Origin of the sequence: Microcystis sp. M113S1, from assembly GCF_020246945.1 — a bacterium.
In the GTDB taxonomy this organism is placed as follows: domain Bacteria; phylum Cyanobacteriota; class Cyanobacteriia; order Cyanobacteriales; family Microcystaceae; genus Microcystis.
In genome coordinates, this window is the sequence record NZ_JADBSA010000169.1 from 1 (window position 1) to 9913 (window position 9913).

Sequence of the window (9913 nt, forward strand, 5' to 3'; positions counted from 1 at the left end):
CACAACTAACGTCATTGAGAAAGTTTAATTCTTCTTGCTTTTTCCAATCGGTCAACATTGAAGACGTTTCAGTATATCCTACTCTTGCTTGTCTTTCGTACCATGCTTGTGTTCTGAGATGGAGAGCTTTGTTGTAAACCAATCTTACACAGCCCAAAGTGCGCCGCAATAGCGACTCTTGTTCGGGTGTGGGGTAAAATCGAAACGAATAGGCTTTTTCCATGTCTCACATTCTAGCATATATTTGGTAAATGCGCTAGTATTTAACGGTAAAGCCGTCGTAGAACGACGGGGTTTCAGACCCAAAATTTTCGATGATTATGAATCCCCCATTAACCATGGCTATTTTAGAAAATTTTCTCGAAGTCGGCTCTCTCAAGTGGTTTTATCGACAGGTTAACCCCGCTCAACAACCAGATACAACCCCCGTGATCCTACTTCATGGTTTACCCGCCCATAGCTATATTTGGCGGGAATTATTAACCAGTTTAGAAGAATATAACATTAATGCTATTGCCCCCGATTGGATCGGTTCCGGTTTATCCGCTAAACCCGATGCCAGAGAATTCGCCTACACACCTAGCGCTTTTTGTCAAGCCTTGGCCGATTTTATTCAAGCTCTCCAATTGCCGAAAATCTCGTTAATTGTGCAAGGTTTTTTAGCCTCCGTCGGCCTACAATACGCCCTAGAAAATCCCGATAAAATTGAGCGCTTGGTCGTTTTAAATACTCCCCTCTCCAGGGATGTCAAATTACCCTGGATAATGAAACAATGGGGCCTACCTTTCCTCGGAGATATGGCGACTCAAGATCCCTTATTAGTCGATCGTACTTTAGAAACTGGTAGCGGTTTTGTGATTAGTGATGCAGATCTGGCTATTTTCCGTCAACCCTATCTAAAAACTTCGGCAGTGGGTCGCGCTTTACTGGCCACGATTCGCAATTTAAACCTATCGAAAACTATGGCAGAAATTGAGACAGGTTTAGAGAACTTGGAAAAACCTATCCTTTTTGTCTGGGGAATGGGCGATCCTTGGTTATCTTCTGTCACTGTGGAAAAATTAGCCACTAAATCAGGAGTGGAATTAATCTCCCTTGCGGAAGCGAAACACTATCCCCAAGAACATTGGTCAAAAGAAATTAATCCCCGGATTATTAATTTTCTCGGACGCAAAACCTAAAGGGCTATTTAAGGTGACGCAGAAATTTTTTCAATTACCCTTCTCTGATTATAGTAGAAGCGGAGGCTTTGCTTTTTCAAAATTTCTGCGTTTAGGGCTAGTAATTTCTCGATATAACAAAAAATTATTGAAGTTTAAATAGTGATAAAAATTTTTGTTCGTTCAAAACCATAGGTAAGGAGGAGATATAGGAATGATGATCTAGGAAAAGAATTAAACAAACGATTGTTTACTTATGAAATTTACAAAATTTGACTGGGATCAGTCTAAAAGATATTCTAATATAGAGAAGCATGGGATAGATTTTGCGGCTGTTCCTCCTATTTTCGATGGTCACTGTCTAATCAGAGAAGATAATCGCCAAGATTACCAAGAAATAAGGATGTGTTTGCTGGGACAATTAAACGGGATAATCTGTTATGTTGTCTATACTATAAGAGGGGAAACTTGCCGATTGATTAGTGCTAGGAGAGCAAACGAACGTGAGCGAAGAAAGTATCAAGAGAGTATCCACCAAGATGGGGATTCTTAACACAAAAGAGGAAAGGCAAGATTTAACCGATTGGGAGCGAGTTAAATCGATGAGCGATGCAGAAATCGAGGCTAATGCTTTGTCTGATCCCGATGCGCTCCCTTTTGATGATGATTGGGAAAATGCGGCGATCATTTCCGCTTACAATAAATTAACATCTCAATAATTAATTGCTAAAACTGATAATTGTCTCAGGGTTACTTGTTATGAAAGTTTAATAGACTGTTGTTCAAGAAAATAGTGATAAAATTTTTTGTTAGCCCAAAGTAATAAGCAGGTAATCATTTGAGAGTAATGATTCCACGTTACCATCAAATCGAATTACTTAATATTGATTATTTGAACCATATTTTCAAGTCTATGTATATAGGCCTGATGATATCTCCATGCTTCTAAAATACTTTGTAATAATTCATCTTTTGAAAAACAACCAGAATCAGCTACATCTTCAATTTGTCTGATTAGATCATCTTCTAACTCCAATTCTAGCATACTCACTTGTTTAGTTGTGTCTGCCATACTGTTATCTATCTAAAAGTTGATGGAACTATCATACCATAGGAACTCAGCACTATGGTATCTATTAAACCCCACAATATACCCATTGATATGCCTTGCATATATGTGTATATAATACCACCTACTAAATACCCTATTATACCCCCTGTTACACCTAAGCATGAATAAAACCTAAGATTATTTTGGTTAAAATTTGTGAAAAATAGCTTTTTAATAGCAAATAAGTCGATAAGTCGATGGTATTTGACCTATTGCACCCATTAAGTACCGTCAGGACTCGTTTATGTTGACTTAACATATCTGGTGCGATTGCTTGACATATCTAGTGTAATTGCTTGACATATCTGGTGTAATTAGGGTAAGATCGGATACTGTACTTAGGATGCTAAGTTTCTAAAGGCAGACTATTACTGAATTAACAAAAAAAAATGGCTACCAGACAATTTCGAGTAAATCTTAGTCAAAAGGACTCTGAATATCTTAAAGAAATAGCTAAAGAGCTAGACTTAACAGAGTCTGAAGTCATTCGTAAAGGATTAAAACTCATGGCTTTATATGCTAAAACTGAGACGGAGGAAGATACTCAATTAATACTTCAAAAAGGTAATGAACAGAGACCATTACTAATTGTTTAGTTATGACCAGTGATTCAAAAAATGAGACAGGGGAAGTTAACAACCCAAAAGATCCCAGCGCTTCTTTGGCTCTTCCAACTGAAAGGAACTCTGTGCGTCATAATCTAAAGAAGAATCCGGAGCCTTATCATTTAGACAATGAAGTATCTGCATTTGGTAAACCAGCTACAGCTATATCACCCTCAGACCAAAGACATAATTTTAATACTAAAGTAGCTGGTTCCTTAGCAAGGTGGCTTTGGTTGGGATTGTTAGCCACTGCTGGTTTACAAATTCTTTCTATTTGTCTCATTTCTTTTGCTTCTCTTGGAATTTTTAATTTAAATATAAATTTGAAAGCTATCGAAGAACAAGAAGTACAAAGTAGAGTGGATAAAGCGGCAACCCTAATTAATGATTCTTCTAAGACAATTTATACTTTTTTAGGGCCAATAGCTACAGCAGTCACCGCCTTTTATTTTAGTGGTTTGGGTAGTTCGTCGAAAACTAACGATGAAAACTCTGAAAATGAAAGAAATGAATAGAACTTTCAAAAAAACACGAAAAAATCTCTCTTATTGGTAATTTTAGTACAAAGGCTAGAAATCTCAACCCCAGAAACCTCTCCTCCCCACTCTCCTATACTTTTAAAGAGGAATAAAGTTTTAGCTTAATTAATCTGGTTAGAGGCCTGTTTTTATCGTCTCTAAATACCCCTGATAACTTGACCGGAACTGTTCGATCGATAAGTCCTTTGTCCAATATTCTACTAGAGCATGACCCCAAGCCCAAGCTTCCTTGTCGGCAGTGCTAGAATTTTCTAATAGTATTGGCCAAAGTGCCAATAAATCAAAACTTTTATTCTCTGGATTCAAGAGAGAAAAAAGCTCATAGGCCATCTGTAATTTACCGATCGCTACCGGTAATTGTTCCACAGGAATTTGTTCGGCTAAAAGATAGGCTAAAGTCGGTCTTCCCGTGGCTAAAGTGGAGATAAAACCTAGAATAGGACTTTTTAATAGGGCCGTTAAACCTTGCCCCGTGGCCATCTGTAAAGTATAGCGATCGATTATTTTAGCCGCTGCCAGAGTTCGAGTTTCTAAATCCGCTAAAAAACGGGCTAAACGCAACTGTTTTGCGGGCGAAATTGCCCCCAGCAAAGCGATTGATAACTCCTCATCCCCCCAAGCTTCTCTATCCGGCTGTTGACTGACCATCGGCAAAATGCGATCGCAGAGTTCCTCGAATAATTCCGCCCGATACTGCAAGCATTCGCGGATATTGACTTCTTTGGGACTTTCTCCCGTCAGCCAATTATAGGGGGGTTGCCACTCTCGCAGCGGACGCAGGCGATCGACTTGAGAAACACACACTATAACTGGTAAATTGTCAATAGTTTGTTGCAAATCTTTAAGAAAAGCCTCATCCATAGCCAGGGCGGGATCGAGGGCGGGGGTGACAAGAATCAATAAATCGGCGTTTTCGGCATAATTGAGAACCTTTTGCCGATAATCAGCCCGATTTGCCTGTTCGTAGCCCGGGGTATCCCAGAGGATTAACTCGTCTCCTTCTGGGGTTTGCCAATGGTAGGATTGGATTGCGTCGGTACTAGGCAATAGATCCACTTGGGCCAAATCGGCCCGAAAGAGAGTATTGATTAAACTGCTTTTGCCGGCCCCAGTGCGTCCAACCAGCAGAATATTAACCGGTTGGCGATCGATTTCCGTGATCGGTTCAGCTTGGGCGAGAATTTCTTTGAGAGTAGTAGTGGCGATTTTCGTCTTGGTGGGGAGAGTGGGGGCGAGATTACTGCCACTGTAGAGTAACACCGCTTGGCGAGAGAGGTTTCTCAGGGCATTTTCCCGCAAAACTTGCCCTAAATTGACTAATAATTGCTGATCCGCTCGATCGCTGTACTTTTGACTGGCAACTTTAGCCACAGCCGCGGCGGGATTGATTAGCCATTGCGCCCAATTCCAGACCTGCCAAAGTTTCCGGGCTGAGGGTTGCAATTTTTGATAAACTTCGTAGGCTTGATAGGCTTGACCGATGGTGATTTGATTCAGGGCCGGGGAGAGATTCTGCATCCAGCGATCGCTATCATCCACAGTTCCCCGAATTAAACCGTAGGCCTGGGGAATGTAAATATTTAATAAGGGGTACTTGACATCGGGGTAATATATCTGGGCGATGGCATTGACCAAATCCTGACAGCGTTGCCAAAAAGTCGCCCAATCTTCCCACACCGGGCGATCATTGCGGGCCTCGGCGATAATCCTCTCGATAATTTCCTCGACATTTCCCCCGGAATCACCGTCAGGAGGGGTTAATTCTGCCTTAATTTCCCCAATGGCGGCTTCAATTTCCCCGACTACTGGGCGCGTCCATCTGACCAACAGGAAGCGCCAAGCAACAAAAATCAGGGTAAAAACTGCCCAAATCCAATTTAAACCCCATTGATTGATCTGAAAGCCGGCGGCCACGATCAGAAAAATCACCACGGCGGCGATCGGAACTGCTAAAATCAACCCTTGCCAAGTTTTTAACCGTAACATTGCTCGATCTGGTTTTTTTCCATTCTACCGATCTCCGATTCTGGGTTAGGGGGGCAGAAATTAGACAGTGGCATCAATTTGGGCGAGGATTGCCGTGGACAACTGACAAAGTTGTTGATGACAAGGACCATTACTAGCCATGATCCCCCCCCATTGCCGCACATCGCCGCGATTATAGCGCACGGGTTGACCATCAAAATAGGAAAATTTGCCGCCTGCTTCCGTTAAAATCAACTCCGGTGCGGCAAAATCCCAGTCTTTAGCCGCCGATTTCCCCGATAGGGAGATATAAACATCGGATTTTTGTTCGAGGATCGTGGCAATTTTACAGCCCACACTACCCACATAATTTTTACCAAAGAAAGGTATTTGACTTAATAAATTATCAAAACGTTGGTCGCGATGGGTACGACTAACCACCAGATAGAGGTCGGTAATTTTATCTTTATTGGCAACTTTTACCTGTGTAATATTGCCGTCGCTAGTTTCTAGAAAAGTACCTTTTCCTTTTTGGGCAAAATAGAGTTTTTCTTGATCTGGTAGGGCAACCACGGCGATTATCGGTCTTCCTTGATAACATAAGGCGATATGTAGGGCATATTCTCCCGTTTTGTCGATAAAATCCCGGGTTCCGTCCAAAGGATCGATAATCCATACCCAATCTTTCGGGATAGCTTCATTGCCCTGATGGGTTTCCTCGCTCAGATAACCAAAGTCGATATCAGAAAAATTTGTTTGTAATTCCCCTAAAATATAGTTATTTGCCGCTAAATCCGCCGCCGTCACTGGTCCGCCTTTTTTTTCCTCGTTGATGGCTAAATCCTGTTCACCCCGGTGGTAGGATTGGAGAATTTTAGCACCACCCCAACCCACGGCACGAGTCACAGCTAAAATGCGATCGAGCGTTTTGGTATCTTGACAGGTTAAATTAAGCATAAATAGCCTCAGTTTTTCAGACCTATTATCCACTAAATTAAAAGACTGGCTTCTTAGCTTATCATCCCTTGTTTCCTAGCTCCTGACTTGCTTAATTTTGCTCTTGCCAAAAATAATCGGCGGGTTTTTTGGTTTCTGCTGGTGATGATTGAGGAGCGTCTCCCAAGAAAACCGAGCGCTGGATGACGCGATCGCCTAATCTTCTTTGGACTCGACTGGGAATACCGTAACCGTAGGCAATATGACCTTTTCCTGCTAGGACGATGATCTGATAGTTCGGATGAGCTTGCCAGAATTTAGCGATCGCATCGGCCATGGTTTCATCCCAGAGGACCTGTGCCAAAAAAAAGCGATCGAATCCCTGACTTTGGCCTCCGGTGTGTTGCTGATAAACGGCTAATATCTGTTGACGATACTCCTCGTTATCCTGGTTTATTTCGCTTTTAGGGGGGATGTAGGTCATTTCTGAGGTGGAGAGGCTTTCTAAGCCCTCCTGTGCCACTTTTCTAGTGATTTCCGTGGGTGTATTTAGGGCGATCGCTGGTAGTTGTTTCGCCTTGGCCAAGCGCAGGATCGGGGCGTAAAATTCCCAATCAAATCCCCAACGTTGGTCGTATTCACTTTTTTCTCTCAACTGATTTTCGCTAATTTGGCCCGCTAAATACTGATCCAAATAGATTTGGTAAGGACGTTGAAACATCTCAAAAGCGATCGCTATTTGGGGATTATTGGCCTGTAAATACTTGATAATAGCTAATTGGGCCTGATGATCGCCTTGACTATCGTGCCTTTCTGCCAGATAAATAATCTCGGCTGTTTTTAAATCTGCAAGAATTTGTTTTTGGCTATTAGTAAAACTCCAGGCCCGGGGCAGGAAAATAAACAGTAAGCAGAGGGCAAGGAAAACAGGAAAAAAGCGTCGAGAGAATTTCATCTTTTTAAAGGCCTTTTAAAAAACTGATCTTAACCGAAGCCAAGACAAAAAGGGTGGGCAATGCCCACCCGAAAAAATTTTCCGAGAACCTTTTTGGTTTAGTAGGTTTCTACGTGCCAGCGATGTTCTTTTTTCAGTTGTTTCTGATAGACAGACCAATCAGCGCCATTTTTGGCGGCGGCACCGGTGATAGCATCGTCGATACCATCTTCCATCCCTTTCAGTCCGCACATATAAGCGTGGGTTTTGGGACTTTGGAGTAGATTCCAAATTTCGTCAGCGTGTTCGGCTACCCGGTGTTGAATATACATTCTACCTCCCTGGGGATTTTGCTGTTCCCGGCTGATGGCATAGGTGAGACGGAAGTTATCGGGGAATTCCGCCGCTATTTTCTCTAATTCTTCTTGGTAGAGAATATTCGCCGTTTTGGGAACTCCGAAAATCAACCAAGCTAGACCTTTGAATTTATAATCTTCGTGTTGTTCCTTGAACATCCGCCAGAGGAAAGCTCGGAAGGGAGCGATTCCGGTCCCGGTGGCCATCATAATGATAGTGGCATCTTCGTCATCTGGTAGCAGCATTTCCTTACCCACCGGACCGGTAATAGCCACATCAGCACCCACCTCTATATGACAAAGATGGGTGGAACAAACTCCATAAACGGTTTCCTTGGTTTCTGGGTGTTGGTATTCTAACTGACGCACGCAGAGGGATACGGTTTTATCGTCTAATTTATCACCATGACGGGTGGAGGCGATCGAATAGAGTCTCAATTTATGAGGTTTGCCATTAGCATCGGTCCCCGGGGGGATAATACCGATACTTTGCCCTTCTAAATAGCGTAAATCGCCCCCAGAAAGGTCAAAGGTGACGTGTTGTACGATACCGATACCTCCCTCATCAACGAGAGCATAATTCTCGATACATTTGCCGATAAAGGGTTGGTTCGGACGGTAGATGTTGACGGGGATATCTGTTTTTTCTTTCGCTTGAGTCATGGCCTTTTTCTTGGTCTGTTCGGGGACGGGCGATGATTGAGCGATTGGCTGTGGTGTGGAGGCACTAGAAACAGTTGCTACGGGGGCAATCCCATTTAAGGGTTTGATGCTGACGATACGACCACCTAAACGGGTAATCCGACGCATTTCTTGATTCATGCGACTGTAGGGAACCGTGAAAAACACGCTTCCACTCTGACGGATTGAATAATCCAAGCTGTCAGTATTGTCGTTTTGATTGAGACCCGCCACTTCGTAAACAAATAAACGGCTTCCCGCTAGTGTACTCGGACTGTACATTAAATATAACTCCCAACTCAAGTCACGATAATCGTTCCATAGTTTAGCCTACCATCGGTACACTACACCTAGGCCTAATTGAGAGTTATCTTAAAAAAACCACAGACATCGCTTTTATCTTTTCCTTAAGGATAGGTCAACTCTCTGGTTAAAAACTGTTACACTTGTAGCATTTTTACTTTTTATTAAGATTTATGCTACTTTTCCCTATTTATGCTACAAATCCCCCTAGTTCGCCTGATGAGGACAAGAGCGGGGGAGAGATATTACCGATAATTATTTTTTCAACTACTGGGCTGCAGCTGCGTTTAAGGGTTTAATGCTGACGATGCGAGCGCCTAAACGGGTAATCCGACGCATTTCTTGATTCATGCGGCTATAGGGAACGGTTAAAAAGACACTGCCACTCTTACGGATAGAATAATCTAGGTTATCAGTCTTGTCATTTTGACTCAAACCGACGACTTCATAGACAAAAAGGCGATTTTCTTTGGCACTAGAGAGACTTTGCATCTAAATGGCTCCTACTTGATGTTATAGTTCTCTAGTTTAGCCTAGCAGCGAGACTAGCAATCTAGTTAATGGCCGATTGACGGTTGTTTATTTTACCATGACGCTCGATCGCAATTGTCCACAGGCCGCATCGGCCGCTAAACCTCTTTTTCCTGTTCTAAAATAGTTTTAAAAGCTCTGATTCTTTTTTCATCAGGCCGTTGATAATCCACCTCTTGAATAGGATTAAGTGATCGCTGTTAATTGTTTGAAGATAAGCCTGCTGATAAGTCGCAACGCTACCACCTTGATCTAGTGTAGTCGATTGATGTTGTCCTACTTATCATCCCCGATGATTTCTCGCAGGTCTGGATGAAAGTGAATGTGGGTAATATACACTCCTTTAGGGGTCTGTAAGGTGACAAATTCTACAAACAAAGAATCTTGTTCGTGCTGAAGTTTCAGGAAAAAACGTCTTAAAAACTTATTCTGGGGATAGATAAGTTCTTGCAGAAAAGTAGATTGTTTACAAGGTCCACTAGCTTGAGTGTATTGTTTGAGAATTTTTTTCATTTGTAAACGGGATTCCTCCCAGATATGGACATCCCTTCTAGCTTGTTCGGCCGATTCAAAAAAATCCTCTTGACATCCTCACCGCCGTAAACGGACGGTGATTCCCAAACCTCACGATTTAGGTTTCTGCTTCTTTCCCTTGCGGGGTTTCGCAGCTGCCTTAACAGATTTACTCTGTTCTGGTCTTATGGTCGCTCTACAGACTGACACCGCAAGTCCTGCGGCCAAAATATTTTTACTGGCGTTAATATCTCGGTCATGGTGTGTCCCACAGTCTGG

13 protein-coding genes and 2 pseudogenes are annotated in these 9913 nt (G+C 42.6%); 5 read left to right on the forward strand and 10 right to left on the reverse strand.

All coding sequences use genetic code 11. The annotated features are described in order from the left end of the window. The coding region (locus IM319_RS08580) for a helix-turn-helix domain-containing protein (protein ID WP_287735295.1) at positions 1 to 223 on the reverse strand (223 nt) is incomplete at its 3' end. Between the two features lie 91 nt (positions 224 to 314). On the opposite strand from IM319_RS08580, the gene IM319_RS08585 reads away from it, so the two are divergent. The 3 genes from IM319_RS08585 to IM319_RS08595 all read left to right on the forward strand — a co-directional run bounded on the left by IM319_RS08585 (position 315) and on the right by IM319_RS08595 (position 1879). Then, positions 315 to 1181: an alpha/beta fold hydrolase gene (locus IM319_RS08585; RefSeq protein ID WP_287685073.1), complete on the forward strand. Its 867-nt coding sequence runs from the start codon at positions 315 to 317 to the stop codon at positions 1179 to 1181. A 235-nt stretch (positions 1182 to 1416) separates the two neighbouring features. Next, positions 1417 to 1713, forward strand: a complete 297-nt coding sequence (locus tag IM319_RS08590) for a BrnT family toxin (protein ID WP_287735296.1) — start codon at positions 1417 to 1419, stop codon at positions 1711 to 1713. Next, entirely contained in the window at positions 1700 to 1879 is a 180-nt protein-coding gene (locus IM319_RS08595; protein ID WP_287735297.1) for a hypothetical protein, read from the forward strand. Before IM319_RS08590 ends, IM319_RS08595 begins: the two co-directional genes overlap by 14 nt. A 155-nt stretch (positions 1880 to 2034) precedes the next feature. Here the strand turns inward: IM319_RS08595 and IM319_RS08600 are convergent, their stop codons facing one another. Beyond that, a complete protein-coding gene (locus IM319_RS08600; protein WP_002762603.1) occupies positions 2035 to 2232 on the reverse strand; it encodes a hypothetical protein in 198 nt (65 codons plus the stop codon). A gap of 428 nt (positions 2233 to 2660) precedes the next feature. On the opposite strand from IM319_RS08600, the gene IM319_RS08605 reads away from it, so the two are divergent. Together IM319_RS08605 and IM319_RS08610 are read left to right on the forward strand one after the other, a co-directional pair. Beyond that, positions 2661 to 2867: a hypothetical protein gene (locus tag IM319_RS08605; RefSeq protein ID WP_002762605.1), complete on the forward strand. Its 207-nt coding sequence runs from the start codon at positions 2661 to 2663 to the stop codon at positions 2865 to 2867. A gap of 2 nt (positions 2868 to 2869) precedes the next feature. After that, a complete protein-coding gene (locus IM319_RS08610; RefSeq protein WP_287735298.1) occupies positions 2870 to 3391 on the forward strand; it encodes a hypothetical protein in 522 nt (173 codons plus the stop codon). A 138-nt stretch (positions 3392 to 3529) separates the two neighbouring features. On the opposite strand, the gene IM319_RS08615 is transcribed toward IM319_RS08610, so the two are convergent. The 8 genes and pseudogenes from IM319_RS08615 to IM319_RS08650 form a co-directional block, all read right to left on the reverse strand. After that, positions 3530 to 5401 (reverse strand): GTPase family protein, encoded by a 1872-nt coding sequence (locus IM319_RS08615; RefSeq protein WP_287735299.1) that lies wholly within the window; start codon positions 5399 to 5401, stop codon positions 3530 to 3532. Positions 5402 to 5461: 60 nt separating this feature from the next. Then, positions 5462 to 6337 carry a 3'(2'),5'-bisphosphate nucleotidase CysQ family protein gene (locus IM319_RS08620; protein ID WP_287735300.1) on the reverse strand — a complete coding sequence of 292 codons (876 nt, stop codon included), beginning with the start codon at positions 6335 to 6337 and terminating at the stop codon, positions 5462 to 5464. Positions 6338 to 6428: 91 nt separating this feature from the next. Then, positions 6429 to 7271 (reverse strand): ChaN family lipoprotein, encoded by an 843-nt coding sequence (locus tag IM319_RS08625; protein WP_287735301.1) that lies wholly within the window; start codon positions 7269 to 7271, stop codon positions 6429 to 6431. Between the two features lie 98 nt (positions 7272 to 7369). Further along, positions 7370 to 8569: a ferredoxin--NADP reductase gene (gene petH, locus IM319_RS08630; RefSeq protein WP_287735302.1), complete on the reverse strand. Its 1200-nt coding sequence runs from the start codon at positions 8567 to 8569 to the stop codon at positions 7370 to 7372. A gap of 288 nt (positions 8570 to 8857) precedes the next feature. Next, complete coding sequence (locus IM319_RS08635) at positions 8858 to 9082, reverse strand: phycobilisome linker polypeptide (protein WP_158201012.1); 225 nt, start codon at positions 9080 to 9082, stop codon at positions 8858 to 8860. Between the two features lie 87 nt (positions 9083 to 9169). Further along, a pseudogene (locus tag IM319_RS08640) lies at positions 9170 to 9309 on the reverse strand (23S rRNA (adenine(2503)-C(2))-methyltransferase RlmN); the annotation flags it as partial. 88 nt (positions 9310 to 9397) lie between these two features. Next, on the reverse strand, positions 9398 to 9634 hold the full coding sequence (locus IM319_RS08645; RefSeq protein ID WP_287687426.1) for a hypothetical protein: 237 nt from the start codon (positions 9632 to 9634) through the stop codon (positions 9398 to 9400). Between the two features lie 111 nt (positions 9635 to 9745). Beyond that, positions 9746 to 9913 (reverse strand): annotated as a pseudogene (locus IM319_RS08650) (RNA-guided endonuclease TnpB family protein); the annotation flags it as partial.

Bases quoted from the DNA above. Each gene is read 5' to 3' on its own strand.
- IM319_RS08585 (WP_287685073.1), top strand. From the start codon at position 315: ATGATTATGAATCCCCCATTAACCATGGCTATTTTAGAAAATTTTCTC.
- IM319_RS08590 (WP_287735296.1), top strand. From the start codon at position 1,417: ATGAAATTTACAAAATTTGACTGGGATCAGTCTAAAAGATATTCTAAT.
- IM319_RS08595 (WP_287735297.1), top strand. From the start codon at position 1,700: ATGGGGATTCTTAACACAAAAGAGGAAAGGCAAGATTTAACCGATTGG.
- IM319_RS08600 (WP_002762603.1), bottom strand. From the start codon at position 2,232: ATGGCAGACACAACTAAACAAGTGAGTATGCTAGAATTGGAGTTAGAA.
- IM319_RS08605 (WP_002762605.1), top strand. From the start codon at position 2,661: ATGGCTACCAGACAATTTCGAGTAAATCTTAGTCAAAAGGACTCTGAA.
- IM319_RS08610 (WP_287735298.1), top strand. From the start codon at position 2,870: ATGACCAGTGATTCAAAAAATGAGACAGGGGAAGTTAACAACCCAAAA.
- IM319_RS08615 (WP_287735299.1), bottom strand. From the start codon at position 5,401: ATGTTACGGTTAAAAACTTGGCAAGGGTTGATTTTAGCAGTTCCGATC.
- IM319_RS08620 (WP_287735300.1), bottom strand. From the start codon at position 6,337: ATGCTTAATTTAACCTGTCAAGATACCAAAACGCTCGATCGCATTTTA.
- IM319_RS08625 (WP_287735301.1), bottom strand. From the start codon at position 7,271: ATGAAATTCTCTCGACGCTTTTTTCCTGTTTTCCTTGCCCTCTGCTTA.
- petH (WP_287735302.1), bottom strand. From the start codon at position 8,569: ATGTACAGTCCGAGTACACTAGCGGGAAGCCGTTTATTTGTTTACGAA.
- IM319_RS08635 (WP_158201012.1), bottom strand. From the start codon at position 9,082: ATGCAAAGTCTCTCTAGTGCCAAAGAAAATCGCCTTTTTGTCTATGAA.
- IM319_RS08645 (WP_287687426.1), bottom strand. From the start codon at position 9,634: ATGAAAAAAATTCTCAAACAATACACTCAAGCTAGTGGACCTTGTAAA.